At 67.8% G+C, this 22630-nt stretch carries 24 protein-coding genes; 7 read left to right on the forward strand and 17 right to left on the reverse strand.

Translation table 11 applies throughout. The annotated features are described in order from the left end of the window. Positions 1-11: 11 nt before the first annotated feature. The 5 genes from EV651_RS13875 to EV651_RS13895 form a co-directional block, all read right to left on the reverse strand. A complete protein-coding gene (locus EV651_RS13875; RefSeq protein WP_133785558.1) occupies positions 12-362 on the reverse strand; it encodes a type IV pilin protein in 351 nt (116 codons plus the stop codon). Positions 363-409: 47 nt separating this feature from the next. Continuing rightward, on the reverse strand, positions 410-1171 hold the full coding sequence (locus tag EV651_RS13880) for an AAA family ATPase (RefSeq protein ID WP_133785559.1): 762 nt from the start codon (positions 1169-1171) through the stop codon (positions 410-412). A 152-nt stretch (positions 1172-1323) separates the two neighbouring features. Next, entirely contained in the window at positions 1324-3090 is a 1767-nt protein-coding gene (locus EV651_RS13885) for a helix-turn-helix domain-containing protein (RefSeq protein WP_133785560.1), read from the reverse strand. 4 nt (positions 3091-3094) lie between these two features. Further along, positions 3095-4402: an MFS transporter gene (locus EV651_RS13890; protein ID WP_133785561.1), complete on the reverse strand. Its 1308-nt coding sequence runs from the start codon at positions 4400-4402 to the stop codon at positions 3095-3097. Positions 4403-4418: 16 nt separating this feature from the next. Next, on the reverse strand, positions 4419-5156 hold the full coding sequence (locus EV651_RS13895; protein ID WP_133785562.1) for a 3-hydroxybutyrate dehydrogenase: 738 nt from the start codon (positions 5154-5156) through the stop codon (positions 4419-4421). A gap of 146 nt (positions 5157-5302) precedes the next feature. Between EV651_RS13895 and EV651_RS13900 the strand changes: the two genes are divergently transcribed. Beyond that, on the forward strand, positions 5303-7555 hold the full coding sequence (locus EV651_RS13900) for an FdhF/YdeP family oxidoreductase (RefSeq protein WP_133785563.1): 2253 nt from the start codon (positions 5303-5305) through the stop codon (positions 7553-7555). 5 nt (positions 7556-7560) lie between these two features. On the opposite strand, the gene EV651_RS13905 is transcribed toward EV651_RS13900, so the two are convergent. After that, on the reverse strand, positions 7561-7788 hold the full coding sequence (locus EV651_RS13905; protein WP_133785564.1) for a hypothetical protein: 228 nt from the start codon (positions 7786-7788) through the stop codon (positions 7561-7563). A 7-nt stretch (positions 7789-7795) separates the two neighbouring features. Next, positions 7796-8995 (reverse strand): MFS transporter, encoded by a 1200-nt coding sequence (locus EV651_RS13910; protein ID WP_133785565.1) that lies wholly within the window; start codon positions 8993-8995, stop codon positions 7796-7798. 62 nt (positions 8996-9057) lie between these two features. Between EV651_RS13910 and EV651_RS13915 the strand changes: the two genes are divergently transcribed. Beyond that, a complete protein-coding gene (locus EV651_RS13915; protein ID WP_133785566.1) occupies positions 9058-9651 on the forward strand; it encodes a CGNR zinc finger domain-containing protein in 594 nt (197 codons plus the stop codon). A gap of 103 nt (positions 9652-9754) precedes the next feature. On the opposite strand, the gene EV651_RS13920 is transcribed toward EV651_RS13915, so the two are convergent. From EV651_RS13920 to EV651_RS13935, 4 genes are all read right to left on the reverse strand, one after another. Next, positions 9755-10069, reverse strand: coding sequence for a hypothetical protein (locus tag EV651_RS13920; RefSeq protein ID WP_133785567.1), 315 nt, complete (start codon positions 10067-10069; stop codon positions 9755-9757). Positions 10070-10155: 86 nt separating this feature from the next. Next, on the reverse strand, positions 10156-10461 hold the full coding sequence (locus EV651_RS13925) for a hypothetical protein (RefSeq protein WP_133785568.1): 306 nt from the start codon (positions 10459-10461) through the stop codon (positions 10156-10158). A 145-nt stretch (positions 10462-10606) separates the two neighbouring features. Next, positions 10607-12802, reverse strand: a complete 2196-nt coding sequence (locus tag EV651_RS13930) for an MMPL family transporter (protein ID WP_133785569.1) — start codon at positions 12800-12802, stop codon at positions 10607-10609. 243 nt (positions 12803-13045) lie between these two features. Next, complete coding sequence (locus tag EV651_RS13935) at positions 13046-13582, reverse strand: M48 family metallopeptidase (RefSeq protein ID WP_133785570.1); 537 nt, start codon at positions 13580-13582, stop codon at positions 13046-13048. A 523-nt stretch (positions 13583-14105) separates the two neighbouring features. Between EV651_RS13935 and EV651_RS41365 the strand changes: the two genes are divergently transcribed. Then, a complete protein-coding gene (locus EV651_RS41365) occupies positions 14106-14264 on the forward strand; it encodes a DUF5679 domain-containing protein (RefSeq protein WP_012922897.1) in 159 nt (52 codons plus the stop codon). A gap of 176 nt (positions 14265-14440) precedes the next feature. After that, the gene (locus EV651_RS13940) at positions 14441-15754 is read left to right on the forward strand and encodes an AarF/ABC1/UbiB kinase family protein (RefSeq protein ID WP_133785571.1); all 1314 of its coding nucleotides are present in this window, start codon (positions 14441-14443) and stop codon (positions 15752-15754) included. On the opposite strand, the gene EV651_RS13945 is transcribed toward EV651_RS13940, so the two are convergent. Next, a complete protein-coding gene (locus EV651_RS13945) occupies positions 15741-17213 on the reverse strand; it encodes an MFS transporter (RefSeq protein ID WP_133785572.1) in 1473 nt (490 codons plus the stop codon). The two genes, EV651_RS13940 and EV651_RS13945, sit on opposite strands and share 14 nt — an antisense overlap. Before the next feature lie 95 nt (positions 17214-17308). Here EV651_RS13945 and EV651_RS13950 point away from each other — a divergent pair, with 95 nt between their 5' ends. Continuing rightward, entirely contained in the window at positions 17309-18100 is a 792-nt protein-coding gene (locus EV651_RS13950) for a DUF899 domain-containing protein (protein ID WP_133785573.1), read from the forward strand. A gap of 1 nt (position 18101) precedes the next feature. Here the strand turns inward: EV651_RS13950 and EV651_RS41370 are convergent, their stop codons facing one another. Further along, on the reverse strand, positions 18102-18269 hold the full coding sequence (locus EV651_RS41370) for a hypothetical protein (protein WP_166658602.1): 168 nt from the start codon (positions 18267-18269) through the stop codon (positions 18102-18104). A gap of 18 nt (positions 18270-18287) precedes the next feature. Between EV651_RS41370 and EV651_RS13955 the strand changes: the two genes are divergently transcribed. Then, the gene (locus EV651_RS13955) at positions 18288-18815 is read left to right on the forward strand and encodes an NUDIX hydrolase (RefSeq protein WP_133785574.1); all 528 of its coding nucleotides are present in this window, start codon (positions 18288-18290) and stop codon (positions 18813-18815) included. A 66-nt stretch (positions 18816-18881) separates the two neighbouring features. Here the strand turns inward: EV651_RS13955 and EV651_RS13960 are convergent, their stop codons facing one another. The 4 genes from EV651_RS13960 to EV651_RS13975 all read right to left on the reverse strand — a co-directional run bounded on the left by EV651_RS13960 (position 18882) and on the right by EV651_RS13975 (position 22275). Beyond that, complete coding sequence (locus EV651_RS13960) at positions 18882-19022, reverse strand: hypothetical protein (protein ID WP_238156868.1); 141 nt, start codon at positions 19020-19022, stop codon at positions 18882-18884. 108 nt (positions 19023-19130) lie between these two features. Beyond that, the gene (locus EV651_RS13965) at positions 19131-19418 is read right to left on the reverse strand and encodes a WhiB family transcriptional regulator (protein WP_131285495.1); all 288 of its coding nucleotides are present in this window, start codon (positions 19416-19418) and stop codon (positions 19131-19133) included. 149 nt (positions 19419-19567) lie between these two features. After that, positions 19568-19765 (reverse strand): hypothetical protein, encoded by a 198-nt coding sequence (locus tag EV651_RS13970; protein ID WP_131467411.1) that lies wholly within the window; start codon positions 19763-19765, stop codon positions 19568-19570. A 383-nt stretch (positions 19766-20148) separates the two neighbouring features. Next, the gene (locus tag EV651_RS13975; protein ID WP_133785576.1) at positions 20149-22275 is read right to left on the reverse strand and encodes an ATP-dependent DNA helicase UvrD2; all 2127 of its coding nucleotides are present in this window, start codon (positions 22273-22275) and stop codon (positions 20149-20151) included. 100 nt (positions 22276-22375) lie between these two features. Between EV651_RS13975 and EV651_RS13980 the strand changes: the two genes are divergently transcribed. After that, positions 22376-22615 carry a mycoredoxin gene (locus tag EV651_RS13980; RefSeq protein WP_133785577.1) on the forward strand — a complete coding sequence of 80 codons (240 nt, stop codon included), beginning with the start codon at positions 22376-22378 and terminating at the stop codon, positions 22613-22615. Positions 22616-22630 lie beyond the last annotated feature (15 nt).

The raw sequence follows: 22630 nt of genomic DNA on the forward strand, positions 1-22630 counted from the left end.
AGATCTGCGGATTAGCCAGCGTCGCAACCGACAGGCACACCGGCCTTCATCGCGATTGAGCCGTCCGTCGCGCTGGCGCTGAGGACGTACTTGGTCGGGCCCGGTCGCAGCAGCCCATCAGTCACGAGCCCCGCGAGATCGGCGTACGCACCCGGCGTGGTCTTGGCGAAGTGAGCCTCTTCGGCCACAGCGATGGTCTTGACCTCCGTCTTGCAGGCGGCGAGGTCACCGCGGTCGGTGATGCCCTTGACCGCGAAGACGACGATGCCGGAGAGGACGCCGAGGATGACGATGACGATGAGGAGTTCGATCAGGGTGAAGCCGGACTGGTTGTTGCGGGCTTTCTGGATTCGGTTGAGCATTGGTTTTCTCTTTCTGTGCAAAGGATTTGATGGATGTGACGGTGGTGCTACGCGGAGGGCGGATCGCGGCTGCACCTCCCGTCGCTCGCGACCAGGACGTCGGCGAACTCGCGCACGGCCTGGCTGACGGGGTGGTCCGGGTAGCCGACGGTGATGGGTTCGCCGCGGTTGATGGAGGCGGGTACGTCGGTCCAGTTGGGGAGCTGGACCGTGATCGGAGTCCTGACCAGCTGGTCCACGTCGGCCGCGGTCAGATCGGCCCGACGGTCCGACCGGTTGACCACGACCGACCGAGCGCTCGCGTCGTACAGGAGGTCGAGGACGTCGAGCGTCAGCCGCAGGTTCTTCAGCGACGGCCGTTCTGACGTCGCGACCAGCACCTGGTGGTCGGCCGCGTCCAAGGCCGCAAGTACGGACGCGTTGAACTGCGCCGGCGTGTCGACGACTACGTAGTCGTACGCATCACGCAGTACGGGCAGGAGTTCGTCGATGAGGGTGTGCGGGATCTGCATCGCGTTGCCAGGACCTGTCGGAGCGAGCAGGCAGTCCAGGCCCGGGCGGAACGGCGTCATGAGTCCGGCGACGCGTTCGACGGTCAGAGAGCCGGTCCACTGGACCGCATCACACAGGCTGCGTTGCGAGCGCATTCCGAGCGCGATGGCCACGTCGCCGAACTGCAGGTCGAGGTCCACGAGGCAGACCCGACGGGCACCGAAGGCCCACAAGCTGACGGCCAGGTTCGTCGCGATCGTCGTCTTTCCACAGCCGCCTTTGGCTGCGAAGACGGTGATGATCCGCCCGTCCGACATCTTGACCCACCCCCTGCGCCACTCGCTGTCATCGCTTACGGCGCTGACCTGGCACTAAGAGTGGCCGTCAGGGGGATTTCGTCACAGCGGGTGAACGGATGACAGGCCGCATCGTTCGGACGACGTCGCGTCAGCCGAACGCCTGACAGGGATCAGCCGAGGGCGGAGTGGAGGCGGAGGGCTACTTGGACGTCGAGGGCGCGGTCCGGTGACTGCCATCCGTCGCCTAGCAAAGCGGTGATGCGGTCTAGGCGTTGTTGGACTGTGTTGGGGTGGATGTGGAGTGAGGTGGCGGCTCGGGTTGGGCTTTGGCCGGCGGCGAAGTAGGCCTGCAGGGTGCCGATGAGGTCGGTGCCTCGTTGGGTGTCGTAGTCGAGGACCTTGCCGAGCACATGGTGCACGTGGGTGCGGACGTCGACCTCGGAGGCACCGACCAGACCGGCCACACCCAGGTCGTCAGGTGTGGCGGATTCGCAAAAGCGGCTCAGGCGGACCATCGTGGTGACTAGGCGAGATGCTTGCCGGTGTGCCTCGACCAAGGGCTCTCCCCAGGTCGCGGGGCCGGTGACAGCGACTGTGACGCCGGTGCGCTTGGCCAGCTCGGACAGGTCACGTGCAGTGGACACGGCACTCGTACGAGCAAACAGCAGCACCAGGTCCCCGCCGTACGGACCAGACAGCACCAGTCTGTCTTCCAGTGGCGCGGACAGCCGAGCACGTACGGCGGTGTGGTCGCCACGGCACACTGCGACGACCAGGGGATCGTTCCGATGGTTGGGTGCGAGTAACCGGAGTCGATCGGTCAGAGCGCGCGGATCGGCGCTTCCGCTCAGTACGTCGGCCAACAGGTCTGCCTGTGCACGTTGGGATTGCTCAGCGGCCTGTCGACGGAACAGCAGAACCAGGGCGGTGACGACGGCTGCTCGCTCGACGATGCGCTGGTCTGCGCCTGACAGGTCGTCGGCACCGCCAATGACCAGCGCACCGAGCCGTTCGCCCTTCGCGGTCGCTGCCACGACCCAGCAGTCACCGATGCGAGTCAATCGACCGGACTCGGACTCCTGCCAGGGCACCGGCGTACCGGGGACGTTTCCGGCCGCTGCCAGCTCGTTGCCGCTGGCATCGACCAGTACGACCCACATGTCGAGCAGCTCGGCCAGTGCGGCGGCGATGGCGTCCACGTCCCCGCCTGACAACACGATCTCCGCAAAACGGTCGTGCGCGGCGGCTGCGTGCTCGACCCCCGCATGTGCAGCAGACAGCTGGTCCAGTGCGGCAGCGGTCTCCGCCGCGGCACGTACCTGCACCAGGGTCACCGCGGCCAGTGTGGCCAATGAACCGAGCAGCGACACCTCGTCACGGCTGAACGGGCGTCGTGTCCGGTTGGACGCGAACAACACACCGACGAACGCTCCGTCGACCACTAACGGCGTACCGCAGATCGCTACCAGCCCTTCCTCGCCGACCGCGTCGTCGATCGGCGTGGTGTGCCGAAAGCGGTGGTCAGAGGGATAGTCCGCGGTCCAGTACGGCTTGTAGGTCTCCGCGACCAGTCCGCCCAGTCCTGCGCCGAGCGGCAACCGCAACTGCTGGAACGCGGCCGAGACGGAGCCGTCGGTGGCCCGCATGTACGTGTCGCCACGGGTCTCGTCGTACAGGGTCAGGTACGCGACGTCCGTGCCGACGAGTGTGCGGGCGCGGTGGACGATGGTGTGCAGTACGCCGCCAGGATCGCGGGCGGACGCCAGCTCCCGTGCCACATCGACCAGTGCGGACAGCTCGGCCTCACGCTTCTTGCTGGCGTCCATGCCCGCCCGGATCCGCAGGGCGAGGTCGCGTGCCACCGCGTCCTCGCCCGCCGCCCGGGCCAGCTCGCTGCCGGACGCATCCTCAGCCAGCAGCCGCAGAAGCTCCTCCATGGTTCTACAGCGTAGTGAGGTCCCGACGATGTGTTTCGGAGTACGACGTCACTGCGACGATCGAGATGACCGCACAGGCCGCGACGTACACAGCGATCGCGTAGCCGGAGTCGTACGCCTTGAGCAATGCGACCGCGATGAACGGCGCCAGACCGCCCGCGACGATCGATGCGAGCTGGTAGCCGACCGACACCCCGGAGTACCGCACCCGTGTCCCGAACAGCTCGGTGAAGAACGACGCCTGCGGTCCGTACATCGCACCGTGCAGCACCAGGCCGACTGTCACAGCGAGCGTCGCTAGGGCGAAGTTGCGAGTGTCCACCAGGGCGATGAACAGGAACGCCCAGACACCGACACCGACCGCGCCGATGAGGTACACGGGCTTGCGGCCGATGTGGTCCGACAGCGCGCCCCAGAGCGGAATGGCGAAGAAGTGCACAACCGCGGCGATCAGTACGGCGTTCAGGGCGAAGGACTTGCCCATGCCGAGGTGTTCCTTCGCGTACGTCGCGATCACGATGGTGAAGATGTAGTAGCTGACGTTCTCCGCCATCCGCGCACCCATCGCGGTCAGCACCTCACGTGGGTACCGCGTGAGCACCTCGAGAATCGGAAGCTTCTCTGCCGGCTCCTCCTGCGAACGAGCGCGCGCCTCCTGGAAGACAGGTGACTCCTCGATGCGCAGCCGCACCCAGAGCCCCACCAGCACGAGTACTGCGGACAAGAGGAACGGGATGCGCCAGCCCCACGAGTCGAAGGCCGCATCGGTCTGGAACGCAGCCAACCCGGCCAGTACGCCGTTGGCGATCAGCTGACCCGCTGGCGCACCGGCCTGCGGCCAGGACGCCCAGAAGCCACGTCGCGCCGGATCACCATGCTCCGAGACGATCAGTACCGCGCCTCCCCATTCACCACCCAGCGCGAACCCCTGGATGAGCCGGAGCACCGTCAGCAGGATGGGAGCTAGCGCACCGACCTGTGCGTACGTCGGCAGCAGACCGATCGCGAACGTGGCAATACCCATCATGAGCAGCGACAGCACCAGCAACTGCTTGCGGCCCAGCCGGTCACCGAAGTGCCCGAACACCACGCCGCCGATCGGGCGGGCGAAGAAACCGACCGCGAACGTGGCGAAGCTCAGCAGCGTTCCGGTGAGCTCCTCGCCTTTCGGGAAGAACAGGTCGCCGAACACCACCGATGCGGCGACCCCGTACAAGAAGAAGTCGTACCACTCGACCGTCGTACCGACGAGACTCGCGCCGACCACCCGCACGATCGACGAACGGGTGCGCACTGGTTCTGTAGCTGTCATTGGGCGGGCTCCTGAGTTAATGGGCGGTCCAGCCGCCGTCGAGTACGAACGAGCTCCCCGTGATGGAGGCGGACGCCGGGCCGTACAGCATGGCCACCAGCTCTGCCACTTCGTCCGGCTCGATCAGCCGCTTCACAGCGACCGGCTCGAGCAGGACCTTGTCCAGCACCTCTGACTCGGACAGGCCGTGGGTCGCGGCCTGGTCCGCCAGTTGCGCGGTGACCAGTGGCGTCCGGACGTACGCCGGGTTCACACAGTTACTGGTCACACCGTGCGCAGCACCTTCGAGAGCGACGACCTTGCTGAGTCCCTCCAGTCCGTGCTTCGCAGCGACGTACGCCGCCTTGAACGGACTGGCCCGCAGCCCGTGGACCGAGCTGATGTTCACCACCCGGCCCCAGCCGGCGCCGTACATGTGTGGGAGCGTCTGCCGGATCAGCCGGAACGGCGCCTCCAGCATCAGCCGCAGGATGTAGCTGAACCGCTCCGGTGGGAACTGCTCGACCGGTGCGACCTGCTGTACGCCGGCGTTGTTCACCAGGATGTCGACATCCGTCGGGAGGTCGGACAGCCGCTCAAGGTCCGACAGGTCGGCCACGACCGTCTCAACGCCGTCCAGCGCGCCGAGCGTCTGCAGACCGGCCTGGTCGAAGTCGACGGCCACCACGTGGACGCCGTCCGCGGCCAGGCGCTGGGCGCACGCGGCACCGATCCCGGACGCGGCGCCGGTGACGAGGGCTCGACGGGTCTCCATGGCCGATGACTGTAGAAATCCGGACCCCCGCGCACTATGGGATGCGGCCACACAACCCGACGCGGCGGCATAGCCCGGCGAGCCACTCATCCACAACCTTGGCTATCAGGGCAGCGCGTCACGATAGCTGGACCTATTGTTGAAACATGGTCGATATCGAACAGCCGAAGCAGAAGGCCGCCGGCGTGCCCGCCGTGCTGTCGTCGTTCAAGTTCGGTCTCCGCGAGATGGGGCCGGTGCGCACCGGCCGCGCCTTCCTGAAGATGAACCAGGACCGCGGGTTCGACTGCCCCTCCTGCGCCTGGCCGGACCCGGAGCACAAGCACACCGCGGAGTTCTGTGAGAACGGGGCGAAGGCGGTGGCCTGGGAGGCGACCCGCAAACGGGTGCCGCGGGAGTTCTTCGCCTCGCATTCGGTCGCGGAGATGAACCGGATCTCGGAGTTCGACCTCGGCAAACTCGGCCGGATCACCGAACCGATGCTGCTGCGGGCCGGCGCCACGCACTACGAGCCGGTCGGCTGGGACGAGGCGTTCCGGGTCGTCGCCCGGCACCTGAAGGCCCTCGCCGACCCGAACGACGCCGTCTTCTACACCTCCGGCCGGACCAGCAACGAGGCCGCCTTCCTGTATCAGCTGTTCGTCCGCGCGTACGGCACCAACAATCTCCCCGACTGCTCGAACATGTGCCACGAGTCGTCCGGTACGGCGCTGTTGCGGGTGATCGGCAGCGGCAAGGGCGCGGTCACGCTGGAGATGCTCGAAGAGTCCGAGCTGATCGTCGTCGTCGGGCAGAACCCGGGCACGAACGCGCCGCGGATGCTCACCCACCTCGAGACCGCCAAGCGCAACGGCGCCTCGATCGTCGCGGTGAACCCGCTGCCCGAGACCGGCCTGATGACCTTCATGAACCCGCAGAAGCCGCGCGGTCTGGTGGGCAAGGGCACGCAGCTCGCCGACCAGCACCTGCGGATCCGGATCGGCGGCGACCAGGCCCTGTTCCTTGCCCTCGGCCACCTTCTGCTCGAGGCCGAGGCGGCGAAGCCGGGCACCGTGCTGGACAAGTCGTTCATCGAGTCGCACACCAGTGGCTTCGAGCTGTACGCCAAGCACAACGCCGAGCTCGACTGGCCCGCGGTCGAGCAGGCCACCGGCCTGCGGCAGGCCGAGATCGAGGAGCTGGCGCAGCGCTTCATCCGGTCCAAGGCGACCGTGGTGTGCTGGGCGATGGGGCTGACACAGCACCGCGAGGCGGTCGCGACGATCACCGAGATCGTCAACGTGCTGCTCCTGCAGGGCAACATCGGCAAGCCGGGCGCGGGCCCGTGCCCGGTGCGCGGCCACTCCAACGTCCAGGGCGACCGCAGTATGGGGATCTGGGAGAGGATGCCGGACGCCTTCCTGGACCGGCTCGATCACGAGTTCTCCTTCACCTCCCCGCGTGAGCACGGCATCGACGCCGCCGCGACCGTGAAGCGTCTGCGCGACGGCGACGTACGGGTGTTCTTCGCCATGGGTGGCAACTTCGCGTCCGCGACTCCGGACACCGAGGTCGTGCATCGCGGGCTCCGGCAGTGCGACCTGACCGTGCACGTCTCCACCAAGCTGAACCGATCGCACACCGTCACAGGCCGCGAGGCGCTGATCCTGCCAACACTCGGCCGGACCGACCACGACCACACCGCGGCGGGTCCGCAATCGGTGTCCGTCGAGGACTCGCAGGGCGCCGTACACCTGTCGAAGGGCAACCTCATCCCGCCGGCGCCGGAGTTGAAGTCCGAGATCGGGATCGTGTGCGGTCTGGCGCAGGCCGTCGTACCGGATGTCGGGCAGATTCCGTGGGCCGATTTCGCCGATGACTACAGCCTGATCCGGCAGCGGATCGGGCGGGTCGCGGACGGCTACGAGAACTACGAGCAGCGGCTGCGGGAGGGTGACGGCAGATTCCTGCTGGCGCACGCGGCGCGGGACAAGCGCGTGTTCAAGACGTCCGACGCGCGAGCGCAGTTCACCGCGAACGACCTGACCTGGTTGCCGACAGAGCCTGGCCGGTTGTTGCTGCAGACGTTGCGCAGCCACGACCAGTTCAACACCACGATCTACGGCCTCGAGGACCGGTACCGCGGCATCAACGGAACGCGCGAGGTCGTCTTCGTGCACCCGGACGACCTGGCCGAGCTCGGCCTGCAGGACGGTGGGTACGTCGACATCGTGAGCGAGTTCCAGGGCGTCGAAAGACGGGCCTCGCACTTCCGGCTGGTGTCGTACCCGACAGCCCGTGGCTGCGTGGCGGCGTACTATCCCGAAACCAACGTCCTGATGTCCGCCGACGACCTCGCAAAAGGCAGCAACACCCCAGTCGCCAAGGGCCTCACAGTCAGACTCGAGCCGCGTAGCTGAGGGCGTCAGCCCAACCAGGAGCCGACACCGTCCCATGCGTACTCGAGTTCACGGGCGGCGCCAGGATCCGGCAGCCGGGATGCGACCTGGGCGAGCGCTGCACGCATCCCCTGGACCCCGCCGTGGCTGTCCAGCTGACCGCCGAGCTCGCGGGCACGGGCCTCACCGGGGCCGTCGTCGAGGTACTTCCCGGCCTTGCCGATCTCCGTCAGTTCCTGAATGACGGCCTCCACGTCCAGGTCACCCGTCGGTTGCGATGCGTCGGTCACCATTCCTCCGATCCGGATCGAGCCGTCGCCTGACCCATGGTTGAAGTATCGCGAGTGCGAGGGCCACCGCGGCGCTTGTCAACCAGAGGCCCTTGGGGCCTGCGGTTTCGAGGAGTTGGGTGACGGTGATCGGGGCGATGGTGGTGGCGATGCCCCAGCTCAGGCCGAAGACCGCGAGGTAGCGGCCGCGGGTCTCCTCGGGCGCAAGGCCGGAGGCCTGGGTGAGGTAGCGGGTCAGCAGGAACAGTTCGCCGAGGCTCCACAGGACCGACGCGAGCAGGAACACGCCGAGGTTGTGGGCGACCGCGCTGACCACTAGACCGGCAGCGACGAGTAGGTAGCCGATCGCGATCGCCCGGAAGTCGTCGAGGTGCTGCACTCGGAGCACACGTTGGGCGACGATCAGGGTGATCGCGGAGACGGCGAGGATGATGCCGGTGCCCGACTTCGGGAGTCCTTGCTCGAGCAACGTCAGCGGTACGCCGATGACGAGCTGCATGTAGATCGTGGCGAACACCGTGCCGCCCGCGAGGAGCAGGAGTAGTCGCCTGTCTCTCCAGGCTGCCGCAGGGCGATCCGTTGGGCGCTCCCGGCGTACGTCGGCCGGAAGCGCAAGCGCGACCAGTGCGGCGCAGGACAGACACGTGATCGCGTCGGCGACGAACAGCCAGCGGAGATCGAGATGGCTGATCGCAGCCGCGAGCAGGCCGGCCAGGACACCCGCCGCGGCAAGTGCGGCGCTGTAAAGGCCGTACGCCGCCGGGCGATCGTCCGGCTCGGTGACGTCGGCGATCATCGCTTGGCTGGGCGGCTCGTAGATCTCGAACGCGAGGCCGAGCAGGATCGTCGCGAGTACGGCGGACCACAACGAGTGGCTGAGCGCGATCCACAACTGGGCGATCGCACAACCTGCCAGCCCGAAAACGATCGTACGGCGGCGGCCGAGGCGATCGGCCAACTGACCGCCGAGCAGCCGGGACGGGATCGTCGCGGCACCGAAGACCGCGAGGATCAGGCCGACCTGTCCGAGCGAAGCCTTGAACTCGACCGCGAGTACCACCCCCAGGAACGGAAGCGTGAACGCGCCGATCCGATTCACCGCGCGGGCGATGACCAGAATCCACACCGCCCTGGAGAGCCCACGCGCCGTCGTGGCGGAAACAGCACTCATCACAACTCCATGACTGTCTAAACGGATATGATCGGTCACGCGAGAGCCTACGGAGAGGGACCATGACCGGTCAAGTGTCTTTTGATAGTCACGCGCGAAGTGTGCTGGCGGCCTCGGTCGAGTACGTGAACCGGCTGACCCCCGGGTACTTCGGCGGCGTCGCCTACGCCGCGCCGCCCGACGAACCCGAGGCGATCACGGCAGCCGTCGCCGAGGCGCTGACTGCGATCGGCCATCCGCCGAAGTCCGTTCCGGTCGACGACGCGCGGCGCCTGAAGCTGCTCGCGGGCCGGATGCGGATCGTTTTCGAGGCCGCGAACTCCGGCGACCTGGACGCCGCCGCGGAGGAGATCAATGCGCTGCTGGTGGACACCAACGCACGCCCCCAACTCGACCGCGGCAAGGACCGCCCATGGAGCCTCCACTTCCACGGCCCCGACGAACAACTGGCCAACGGCTGGGCAGCCGGCTGTGCCGCCGGTCTCGCCCTGGCCGTCGGCAGCGACCTGGCCGGCCGCCTAGGCGTCTGCGCAGCCCCACAATGCGACCGCGTCTTCGTAGACGTATCGAAGAACGGCCAACGCCGCTTCTGCTCCCCCCAATGCCAAAGCCGAGTAAAAGCCGCCGCCCACCGAGCCCGCCAGGCCACCACCTAACCCGAACTGGGAATAGGAAATGGCTACCCGGAACACGCAATTACGTGTCCCCAGTCCCCGGCGAGTGTCCCCAGTTCCGGCGGGTGTCCCGAGTCCATGCGACTCAGCGGCGGGTGAGGGTCGGGTTGGCCGGGTCCTCGTTGTTCACGACCAGTTGCGCGCGTTCAGCGGGACGGACCTGGTCGACGTACATCTGCTCTCCTGGGATGTACCTGTTGCGGTAGCGCTTCTCGGCAGCCGCCGCCGAGTCCATCCAGGCCGCGTCGCGGGCTGCACCTCGGCGGAGCACCGTCTCGAAGCTGTCGTCGACGTAGATGCGCAGATCCCAGAACGCATCGAGCTCGAGTCGTTGCAGGAACGCACCGTCAGCAACAAGGATCGCGTCCGGCGCGGCGGTCTGAACGGGCGAGTCGAGCACCGTCCGCGCGGAACTGTCCCGTAGGCCGACCGTGTACCGCCGATCCCCACCGGGGACCTACGCCGCGCCGAACGGTTTTCGGACCTTCAGTCGCCGAGGAAGCGCAGCTCCGCCCTCATGCTCCGGCTGCCTTCTTCGCACAGCTCGGTGAGCCTTTCCAGCAAGGGGCGAACACTCTCCGGAGCGTGGGACATGAACCGCCGGACGTCGGCCGCCAGCGCGTCTAGCTCCGCGCGCTCGAACAGCACGTCCCCGTAGGCGTCCACCCGGCCGAGCATCGGAAACTCAGCTTCCCTGTCGTCAGCTGCGAGGGCGGCCTCGATGTCGTCCCACCACTGCTCAGCCCCATCGACCCCGCGGCCGTCGATCCACAACTCGATCCTGACAGCCATCGCGATCAAACCCCTTCTCCAGCCAGGTCGCCCAGAACGTCGAGCAGTTGACCGCGGCGTTCGGCGCTCAGGGGAGACATTAGACGTACAGACGCGGCCCACCCGGATTCAGAATCCAGGTGGGCCGCGGCGGTCCGATCGGCCGTCAGCCGACCGGGGTTAGTTCGCGTTCTTCTTCTGGGGTTGGGGCGGCGTGCTTGGCGGTGTTGCCGCGGAGCCACTTGGGGGCCCACCAGTTGGCGTCGCCGAGGAGGGTCATGATGCTGGGGAGGACGACGGCGCGGATGATCGTTGCGTCGATCAGGATTGCGACCGCGAGGCCGACGCCCAGCTGCTTCATGTCCAGCGTGCTCAGGGTGGCGAAGACCGCGAACACGCCGATCATCACGGCCGCCGCGCTGGTCACCACGCCGGCCGAGCCGGTGATGCCCTCGGCCACTGCCTGCTTCGTCGGTACGCCGCGCAGTACCGCCTCGCGGATCCGGCTGACCACGAACACGTGGTAGTCCATCGACAGCCCGAACAGCACCACGAAGAGGAACAGCGGCAGCCAACTGACCACTGCGCCGTTCGACCGGAAGTCCAACAGTCCTTCGGCCCACGTGTTCTGGAAGACCGCGGTGACGACGCCGTACGCCGCGCCGGCGCTCAGCAGGTTGAGCCCGATCGCCGTGATCGCGACGACCACCGACCGGAAGGTCACCATCATCACGATCATCGTCAGCAGCAGCACGAACCCGATCACCAGCGGCAGCTTGTCCCGTGTGTGCGCCGCGTAGTCCACGTCCGCGGCCACGAACCCACCGACCGCATACTCGACTCCGGGCACCTTGCCGACCGTCTCCGGCATCAGTTCCTTGCGCAGCTTGGTCAGCGAGTCCCGCGCCTGGTCGCTACCACCTTCGTACGGCGTGGCGACCTCGAGCGTGGCGACCGTGCCGTCCTTGGAGTACCGCGGCTCCTCGAGACCGTCCGACGCGAACAGGCTGTCGCCCTTGGTCTTCTGCACCAGCTCAGCCAGCGCGGCCTTCACCGCGGGCTGCTGGTTCGCAGGCGCCCGTACGGCGACCTCGTGGCTGGTACCCGTACTCGGGAAGGCCGCGGTCAGCCGGTCGTACGCCTTCATCACCGACGTCGTCCGCGGCAGATCCTCCGTGCCCGGGAACTTCAGCGTCATCCCCAGCGCCGGCGACGCGACCGCGAGCAGCGCGGTGACGGCCACCAGCAGAGTGGCGACCGGGTGCTTCAGGGCCGGCTTGAGGACCGTCGGCCAGAACCGCGGCTCCTTGTTACCGGACGTCAGCCGCCAGACGAGCGGGATCCGCGGCTTGTCCACCCAGCGCCCGAGCTTCGCCAGTACGGCGGGCAGCACGGTGAGCGAACCGACGACGGCAACTGCGACCACGAGGATCGAACCGACCGCGAAGGACGAGAAGACCGCATCGCGAGCGAGGAACAGTCCCGCCATCGAGATGATGACCGCCGTGCCGGACACGACGACCGCGTGGCCCGAGGTCGCCGCGGCGATCTCGACCGCGTCGACGTGACCGCGGCCCTTGGCGCGTTCCTCACGTTCGCGACGTAGGTAGAAGAGCGAGTAGTCGACGCCGACCGCCATACCGATCAGCAGGATCACGCTGTTGACCGCGTCCACAGCCGGCACCAGCTGCGAAGCCGCAGCCGACAGGCCGATGGCGGCAGCTACCGCGGACAGCGCGAGCACCAGCGGGACGGACGCGGCGATCAGTGCACCGAAGGCGATCAAGAGAATCGCGAGCGTCACCGGCAGGCTGAACATCTCCGCCCGCTTGAAGTCCTTGCCCAGCGTCTCGTTGAGCGCCTTGCCGATCGACAGTCCACCGACCTCTTCGATCCGCAGGTCCGGGTACTGCTGCTGGACCTTCGCGGTCGTGTCGAGCAACGGCTGGACCCTGGCGTCGTCGTCCGAGCCGTCCGGCACGTCCTTCATCGTCACCCGGACGATGACCGCGTCGTTCTTCGGCGACGGCATCGGCTGACCGACCTCCGCGACCCCACCGAGGGCGCGCATCTGCTGGATCACCACTGCCGCGGCCTTGTTCGCCGCTGTGTGGTCGAGCTGTCCGGACGGAGCCGTGATCAGCACGCTCTCCACGTCCGGGTCGTCGAAGTTGCCGGACTTGACGATGTTGTCCGCCCGGGTCACCTCACCGATGTCACCCTCGTTCTTCGACTCCTTCGTCCCGGTCACCTGCCCGAGCGCGAAGCAGGCGATCACGACGACAACCCACATCGCGATCGCGCGCCACGGATGGGTCGCGCTCCAGCGCGCTGCCCGGACCGTGATCTGTCCCCTGGCCATACGTTCCCTGCCCCTCTGCGCACCCACCGGCGCCCCACCCAGCGCTCCCTGGCGTGGCGCTGGCTACGGGAAGAAGCCTGGCTGCCGCGACCCGGTCGCGACCATGCAGGAAGCCCCCCAGGTCACCCTGAGGCAAACCCCACCCCACCCTTTCCCGTACGCCGTACGCACCCCGGGTGATCGGACCTCACCCGCCTCGCCACCCGCTCGACAGAAGTCAGCTGGGCTCGGCGCGGGGCGGGGTCAGAAGTCCTCGAGGTCGAGGGACGAGGCTGCGGAGACGCCCTCGAGGTAGCCCTCGGCGCGTTCGGCTTTGGGGTAGCGGTGGACGAGGGCCCAGAAGGCGGCGTTGTGGGTCGGTTCGATCAGGTGGGCGAGCTCGTGGACCAGGACGTAGTCGACGACCCAGGCCGGCATCGACTGCAAACGGGTCGACAGCCGGATCGACCGGTCCGCCGGAGTGCACGATCCCCACCGTCTGTTTTGGTTCGAAACCCACCTCACCGACGCAGGTTCGGGCACTTCTGGGAGGTGGCGACACGCGAGTTCGTGTGCTCTGGCCAACAATTTTTCGTCCGACACGCGCGATCGGCTGCGCTGCTTCTCGAGTCGCGCCAGCATGGTCTCGACCCAGCGCGCCTCCTCGGCGGCGGACAGCCGGTCGGGCATCAGCACGACCACCCGGTCGCCGTCGCGGTACGCGCTGACCGTGCGCTTGCGGCGCTTGCTGCGACGGATGTCCACGTGAGGCGGGATCGGGCGCAGTGGAGAGTCGGCCATGGCTCAAAAATGTACCCCCCCAATCCGACAACTTTCTTCGGTCCACATCCTGTGCATCGACGTTTCCGCAGGTCAGACGCCAGATCTTGAATCTGCGGACGCTGGTTGTTCACATCCTGTTCCCCCGCCCGTCCACAGCGTCCGGCGGCGCGTCCCACAGGTTGCTCACAGAGTTATCCACAGGGGTGGACAACCCGGGCTTGCCACCGCCGCCGGGACCTCCTAGCGTCATCGGCAACAGGCTCCCGGACCGCTACCGGGGCCGCTCGGAGGGGAAGCCGAGTGGTCGCGGAGGCGGATCACCGGGAGCCTGTTCCGCGCCGGCGAAAGTTTCGGTAAGGGCTTTCCTCGGGGGAATCACGCGGCACGCGGACCGGTAGGTGCGCTTGAGCCTGCGCCAGGAGGCCGTAGGGTGAATCCCGACTGGGCCGAACGGCCTACGGCAGGACGGTCTGCCGTTAGCATCCAACGACTGCCCGGGGCGAGACCCCGGGCTGGAATTCAGAGCAAGGAGAGGGCCCTCATGGCAGAGACCTGGAGCGGCGAGTTTTACTGCGTCAAGTGCAAGGCCAAGCGCACCGCCGACGGCGAGGTCAAGGTCAACGACAAGGGCACGCGCATGGCCAAGGCCAAGTGCCCCGAGTGCGGTACGAACCTGAACCGGATCCTCGGCAAGGCCTGACGCACCAGCACCAAGTCGTAGAGGCGGTGTCCGGCACGTTGCGCGTGCCGGGCACCGCCTCTCGTCGTACCCGGAGCAGTACCCGGGCCAGCGGCACACAACGACACACAGCGACACACAGCGACACACTGGCCCCCACCGCACCCGGGGCTTGGGCGACCGGACAGAATGGACGAGTGTCGGACCTTCCTCGTAAGGCGCTGAGCCGGACCGCGAAACTTGCCAGCCTGCCGCTCGGTGCCGCCGGGCGGGCGACGGTCGGCCTGGGCAAGCGCATCGGCGGTGCGCCCGCGGAGGCCGTGTACGCCGAGTTCCAGCGCCGTACGGCGGACCAGTTGTTCGCCGTCCTGGGTGAGCTCAAGGGCGGCGCGATGAAGTTCGGGCAGATGCTCAGCCTGATGGAGTCCGCGATGCCGGAGGAGCTCGCGGCGCCGTACCGAGCGACCCTGACCAAGTTGCAGGACTCGGCCCCGCCGATGCCGGCCTCGACGGTGGACACGATCCTCAGCCGTGAGCTCGGCAAGCGCTGGCGGGACCGGTTCGAGGAGTTCGGCGACGTGCCCGCGGCCGCGGCGTCGATCGGCCAGGTGCACCGCGGACGGCTGAAGGACGGCCGTGAGGTCGCGGTCAAGCTGCAGTACCCGGGCGCCGCCGAAGCACTCCGCTCGGACCTGCGTCAGCTCGGCCGGGTCGCGCGGACCATCGGCTCGTTGGTCCCCGGCCTGGAGGTGAAGCCGCTGATCGCCGAGCTCCAGGAGCGGATCGGCGAGGAGCTCGACTACGACCGCGAGGCGCAGGCCCAGCAGCAGTACGCCGACGCGTTCAAGGACCACCCGGAGTTCGTGGTCCCGCGGGTGATCAAGCACTCCCCCTCGGTGATCGTGTCCGAGTGGATCGAGGGCCGGCCGCTGTCGTCGTACATCACCGACGGCACCAAACAGGAGCGGGACGCGATCGGGCTGAAGTACGTCCGGTTCATGTTCAGCGGGCCGAAGTACGCCGGTCTGCTGCACTCCGACCCGCACCCGGGCAACTTCCGGGTGATGCCGGACGGGCGGCTCGGCGTGGTCGACTTCGGTCTCTGCGCGCGGCTCCCGGACGGCCTGCCGCCGGCGATCGGGCGGCTGCTGCGGATCTCGCTGAAGGGCGACGGTGTGGCGGTGCGGGACGGGCTCAAGGCCGAGGGCTTCATCAAGCCGCGGATGGAGATCGACCCGGATCAGCTGATGGACTACCTCGCGCCGTTCGCGGAGCCGGCCCGCGAGGACAGCTTCCAGTTCAGCCGGGACTGGATGCGCGCGCAGGCGAACCGGACCAGCGACTTCCGGTCCCCCAACGCGTCCCTCGCCCTCCGCCTCAACATGCCGCCGTCGTACCTGCTGATCCACCGCGTCTGGATCGGCGGCATGGCCGTCCTGTCCCAGCTCGAGGCCGAGGCTCCGTTCCGCTCGGTGCTGGAGGAGCTCCTGCCCGGCTTCAACGACGACTGAGCGCGGGCAGCGCGCGGAGGGTGACCGCCAGCAGGATCGCCATCGCGGCCAGGGCGACGGCGGTGATGCCGGCAGCCACGTGGAGTCCGGAGGTGAAGGCGTCCCGGGCCTGATCGAGTACGTCGGCTGACGCGCCCTGGCTGACCGCCTCCCCCAGCGAGTTGCCGCTACGACCGTCGGTACGGCTGCGGTAGACCGCGGTGACCACGCTGCCGAGGACGGCGATGCCGAGGGAGTACCCGAACTCGTTGCCGGTCTGGGTCAGCGCACCGGCCGAGCCGGCCTTCTCCGGCGGGACCGAGCCGATGACCAGGTTCGTCCCCAGGATGACCAGCGCGCCCGGCCCGAGGCACTGCACCGCGAAGGCGACCACGAGCACCGTCGTCGAGGTCGTCAGGCTGACCACCGCCATACCGGCCACCGTGAACGCGACACCGGCCGGGATCAGGATGCCCGGGCGGATCCGCTGCGCCAGCCGCGGCGCGAGCTGGAAGCCGATCGTCGACGTGATCATGCCCGGGACCAGCGCCAGGCCGGCGTCGAGCGGGCTCATCCCCTTGACCAGCTGGAAGTACTGCGCGACGAAGACCATCACACCGCCGGACAACATCGAGTACGCCGTCATGCTGCCGAGCGTCACGCTGAACGTCCGCCGCGCGAACAGCCGCACGTCGACCAGCGGGTCGTCCAGCCGCCGCTGACGCCGTACGAAGAGCCAGCCGAACGTGCCGCCGATCAGCAGGGCTCCGATGGACTGGGCGCCGACGCCGTGCGACGCGAGGTGCTTCAGGCCGTGGATCGCCGGCAGGATCGCGGCCAGCGACAGCACGACACTCGGTACGTCGATCCGCCCGGCCTTCTCGTTGCGGTACTCCGGGAGAATGAACGGCCCGACCGCGAGCAGAACCACCATCGCCGGAACGCCGATCAGGAAGGCGGAGCCCCACCAGAAGTGGTTGAGCAGCACTCCGCCGACGATCGGCCCGACGATTGCACCGACGGTGAAGCAGCCACCCCAGACGCCGAGCGCGGTGGCCCGCTGCCGCTCGTCCGGAAACAGCGTGGAGATCAGCGACAACGTGCACGGCGCGATCGCTGCTCCGGCGATGCCCAGCACCGCGCGGGCGCCGATGAGCATGCCGGGGTTGACCGAGTACGCCGGCACGATCGAGGCGACCCCGAACACCGCAGCGGCGATCAGGAGCAGCCGACGGCGACCGAGGCGGTCACCCAGGCTGCCCATCGTGATCATCAGGCCGGCCACCATGAACCCGTAAACGTCCAGGATCCACAGCTGCTGGCTACTGGTGGCGCCGAGCGCCTCGGTGACCGCCGGCACGGCCAGCAGCATCACGAACAGGTCCAGGGACACGAGCAGCGACGCCAGGCACAGCACGCCAAGCGCGATCCACTGCCGCTTGTCGGTAGACACGGGGTCCGCCACGAGGCTGAGGGTCATGATGCGGGTCCTTTCACAGGAGTGTTGTCACTCACTGCGTCGGACGGCATATTGCGAGATCGACAGCGGGGTACCGAACTTTCCGGGAGATCAGGATGACAACGATGGACAACCCGCCTGAGGTCGTGTCGCCGGAAGAATGGCTCACGGCCCGATTGGAGCTGCTGAGGCTGGAGAAGGAGGTGACGCGAGCGCGCGACCGACTCAACGCCGAGCGCCGGCGGCTGCCGATGGTCCGGATGGACAAGCCCTACGTGTTCGAAGGCCCGGACGGTGAGGTCGGGCTGTTGGATCTGTTCGATGGGCGGGATCAGCTGGTGATGCACCACTTCATGTTCGGCCCGGACTGGGACGAGGGTTGTCCGAGTTGTTCGTCCGCCGCCGACGAGATCGGCAACCTCCGCCAGTTGTACGTGCGCAACACGTCATTGGTCGCCGTGTCACGCGCGCCGTACCCGAAGATCGCGGCGTTCAAGGAGCGGCTGGGCTGGACGTTTCCCTGGTACTCGTCGTACGGGAGCGACTTCAACTACGACTTCCACGCCACGCTCGACGACCGGGTCGCGCCGGTGCTGCTGCATTTCCGCACGCAGGAGCAGCTGGCGAACGAGAAGGGGACGCCGTGGTCGAACGGCCCCTGGACCGCTGAGATGAACGGCGAGGAGCTGCCGGGCATCAGCACGTTCGTCCGGGTCGGCGACGAAGTGTTCCACACGTACTCGACGTTCGGCCGGGGCATCGAGGACTTCCACAACTGCTACCGGTACCTCGACCTGACCGTCCTCGGCCGGCAGGAGGCCTGGGAGGAGCCGAAGGGGCGCGCCGAGCCGCTCGGTCTGCACGTCGGCGGACCCTCGATGCGCGTGCCGGACCGGTACGACGTATGACTCACCAGTAGACCGAGTCGAGCTTTCCCTCGATGCTGCGGACGTTCTCCCGGGCACACCGGTCGCAGTACAGCAGCTTGCGGCCGTCCTCGATCGAGGTCATCCAGGTCAGCGGCACGTCCTCAGACGGCGCCTGCTGACCACACAACGCACAGGTAGCTCTTGCCATAGGGCTAGTGTGCACCGGGTGCGATGGGTGATTCATGGTGAGGGTGAGGTCTGGGGGAACCAGTGGCTGAGCGTACGGCGGTTGGACGTCGAGCAGCCTGACGGGGAGCGGTACGACTACCACGCGGTGCGCCTGAAGCACATCGCCGCCGCAGTCGTCACCCGGGACGAGTGCGTGCTGCTGATGTGGCGGCATCGGTTCCTGACCGACACCTGGGCGTGGGAAATCCCGATGGGGATCATCGAGGCCGACGAGAGTCCAGAGGTTGCCGCGGCGCGGGAGCTCGAGGAAGAAACCGGGTGGCGGGCGGACGGGCTCACCGAACTCATCCGCTCGGAGCCGGCCGCCGGGATCATGGACTCGCTGCATTTCGTGTACCGCGCGACGAGTGCGCAGTACGCCGGACCGCCGACCGAGCTGAACGAGTCGGACCGGATCGAGTGGATCCCGCTCGCCGACATCCCCGGAATGATCGCCCGCCACGAGATCGTCAGCGGCATCACGCTGCTCGGTCTGCAGCAGTTACTGCTCTCCGAACGTGGCTGAGGGGCGGCGCCCCTTTTGGGTGCCGCCCCTCAGTTGTTCAGCTGGTCAGGCTGTGGTTCTGGTGGATCAGACGAGGCGGGCGAGTGCGAGGCGCGCGCGTGCGCTGGCCCTCTCAGCTCGCCGGCCTGCCCGCTCGGCCTGCTTCTGTGCCTTCTCGATCTGGTGAGCGAGGTGGAAGCGCCGGTTCTGCTCTGCGTCCTTCAGCAAGCTACGACAGTGCGCGCGGGCGAGATCTTCATGAAGTAAATGCATTTCGGTGCTCCTGGTGAAAGTCTGAGTGGTCACGTTGACTCGATTCGGATGGGTTGTAGTCGTTCAGGCGGCGGTTACGGTGTCACTCTTGCGGGGACGCCCACGGGGCCGCTTGCGCGGAACCACCACACCTTGGACGAACAGCTCGCCACCCCACACTCCCCACGGCTCGGAACGCTCGAGCGCTCCGGCCAGGCACTCGGCCTTCAGCGGGCAGGTCGTGCAGAGAGACTTCGCGTACTCGACATCCGCCGGCGATTCGGCGAAGAAGAGTTCTGGCGCGTAGGACCGACAGGGCAGGTCCTGCGACGTTGCGACCTCGGTGAAGACATCGAGGAAGCTCACGCTCATTCCGGTCACCTCCCAGTGACTTTTGGTTGCTGATCTCTTGTCGTCGGTGACGGCTGCCTGGTGACGGCCGCCAAATCTTGGGGACAAACAAAAGGGCCGCGGGACCCTTGGTGGGTTCCGCGGCCTGGAGGTGCCGGCTCTGACGTCTGTCAGACCGGTGGACTCCATGCTCGAGAACCCGAACCGCCGTACTTCACATCGCCGACAGCTCCGCCCTTGAACTGGGCAGCGCCGGAGGCCATGAGCACAACGGTCGCGACGTGCAGGCGCGGCGAGGCACCCTGAATCGGGGCGCACGGCAGCGCGGCAGCGTCGCTGAACGGCTTCTTGACCGTGTTGGTGATCATTCCAGGGCACCTCCTCTCGTTGTGGCGAAGCGGGCGGTTAGCTCGATCGCTATGGTGGTTTGAAGTTTTCGGCCAGGCTTCGACCGCAGAAAGAACAGTACGCCGTCCGCGCCGGAGCCCGCAAACTATTTATTGCCAGTTCGCGAAGTTGGCCGGAAGTTGCCGCTCCGGCGGCAAGATCTCATGGCCGACGCGGTTGTCACGCAGCCTGGCGAAGCCAAAAACAGATACCGTCGGCACGCTCCGGCACGCCATCCGCACGCTCCGGGATCGTTGCCTCTGTCACCTAACTGCCACGTCTGCCGGGAGCAGAACGCGGCACGTCCTCCAGGATGCGCCGCGGATCTCGTGCCTGGCAACAGGTTTGCCTGAAAGGGCAGCGGTCAGCGTGTGCAGAGGTTGAGGATGTGCTCGCCGTACTTGGTCAGCTTGGTGTGACCGATGCCGGGGATCTGCCGGAGTGCCTGGGCGTCGCTGGGCTTGGTCTCGGCGATCGCGGTCAGGGTCGCGTCGGTGAGGATCACGAACGCCGGCATCTTCTCGGACTCCGCCTGCTCGGCACGCCACTCGATCAACGCGTCGTACAGCTTCTGGTCGATCGAGGACGGGCAGTCCTCGCAGCGGCCGAGCTTGCGGGCGCCCGGGTCGGTCAGGCTGCGGCCGCAGACCCGGCACTTGGGGATCGGCCGGCCGGACTTCTCGGAGCGTTCGGAGCGGGAGGGGCGCTCCCAGCCGACGGACGACGACGGGGTCCACTCGGAACGCGCCGTACGGACGCCGATCGGGTCCAGGAAGCGGGTCGGCCCCCGCGTACCCCGGCCGCCCGGTGAGCGGGAGGTGGACCAGCTGATGAACAACTGCTGCTTGGCCCGCGTCACGCCGACATAGAACAGCCGCCGCTCCTCCTCCACCTGTGCCGGCGTCTGGGCGTAGCTGATCGGCAGCGTCCCCTCGTGTGCCCCGACGATGAAGACGGACTCCCACTCCAGGCCCTTGGCCGCGTGCAGCGTCGCCAGCGTGACGCCTTCGGCCAGCGGTGCGTGCTGGATCGTCGCTCGCCGGTCCAGCTCCGCCATGAGCTCCGGCAGCCGTGCCTCCGGATGCTCGGCGGCGAAGTCGGAGGTCATCGTCACCAGCGCGCTCAGCGACTCCCAGCGGTCCCGCACCGCACCGGTCCCGGTCGGCGGCTCCTGCGTCCAACCAGCACCGCCCAGCACGCTGGTCACCGTCGTCACCAGGTCGTCCCCGGCTTGACCGGCCTTGGCCTGCCCGCGCAGCAGTACGGCGGCCTGCCGGATCTCCGCGCGCTCGAAGAACCGCTCGGCGCCCTTCAGCACGGTCGGGATCTTCCGCTCGGCCAGCGCTTGCTCGAAGTTCTCCGACTGCGCGTTGGTCCGGAACAGTACGGCGATGTCCCGCAGCGCGACGCCCTCGTCCTTGAGCCGTACGACGGCCCGCGCCACCGCATCCGCCTCCGCGACCTCGTCGGAGTACTCGCGGTACACCGGAACCGGACCGGGCTCCTTCTGCGACCGCAGCGTGACCCGCCCCGGCAGCCCGGTCGGACCGGCCGCGTCGAGGATCTTGTTGGCCACGTCGACGATCTGCGGCGTCGACCGGTAGTCGCGGACCAGCTTGATCACGGTCGCCGACGGATGCCGGGACGCGAACCGCACCAGGTTCTCCGGGTCGGCGCCTGCCCACGAGTAGATCGTCTGCGCCGGGTCGCCGACCACGCAGACGTCCTCGCGGCCGCCGAGCCACAGGTCGAGCAGGCTCTGCTGCAGCGGCGAGACGTCCTGGTACTCGTCCACGACGAACGTGCGGTACTGCCGTCGGATCTCCGCCGCCACCCGCTCGTCCTCCGCGAGCAGCGCGACCGTGCAGAGCAGCACGTCCTCCAGGTCGATCCGCCCGCGCTCCAGCTTCACATCCTCGTACGCCGCGAAGATCCGGGCGATCGTCGCCGGGTCGAAGGCCGCCAGCGCCCGCGCCGACTTGGGCGCCAGCCGCGCGTAGTCGTCCGGCCGGACGTTGCTCACCTTGGCCCACTCGACCTCACCGGCCAGGTCGCGCAGCGCGGGCGTGTCCACCCGGACGCGGCAGCGGGACGCGGCCTCGGTCAGCAGCGGGAACTTGCGGTCCACGATGGGCGGCAGCTCCCCGCCGTACACCTTGGGCCAGAAGAACCGGGCCTGCCGGAGCGCGGCGGAGTGGAACGTGCGGGCCTGCACGCCCTGGACGCCGAGCTGCGCGAGCCGGCCGCGCATCTCCCCCGCGGCCCGCTGGGTGAACGTCACCGCGAGCACGCGGACCGGGTCGAACGTCCCGGTGCGCACGCCGTACGCGATCCGGTGAGTGATCGCCCGTGTCTTCCCTGTCCCGGCGCCGGCCAGCACCGCGACGGCGCCGTGCAACGTGGTCGCGACCGCCCGCTGCTCCGGGTCGAGAGCCTCGAGAAGCTCATCGGCGGATGCAGATCGTGTGAAGTCGCTCACGGGCTGGGACATGCGGGAACAGCACCACCTGCATCATGGTTCGGATACGTCGAAGGCAACCCTAGACGGGCGGCCCGACAGAAACCCCTCCCACTCCCTCAGGAGTCTGCCGATGTCCAACTTCACGATGTACTCGACCCCGTGGTGCGGCTACTGCCACCGCCTCAAGGGCCAGCTCAAGCGGGCCGGTATCGAGTTCACCGAGATCGACATCGAGCAGGTCCCGGAGGCCGCGAAGATCGTCGAGAAGGTCAACAACGGCAACCAGACGGTACCGACCGTGGTCTTCCCCGACGGCACCGCGATGACGAACCCGTCGCTCGCCCAGGTCGCGGAGAAGCTCGTCGCCTGACGAACCCGACTCAGG

It is taken from the genome of Kribbella sp. VKM Ac-2571 (assembly GCF_004362255.1).
In the GTDB taxonomy this organism is placed as follows: Bacteria; Actinomycetota; Actinomycetes; order Propionibacteriales; family Kribbellaceae; genus Kribbella; species Kribbella pratensis.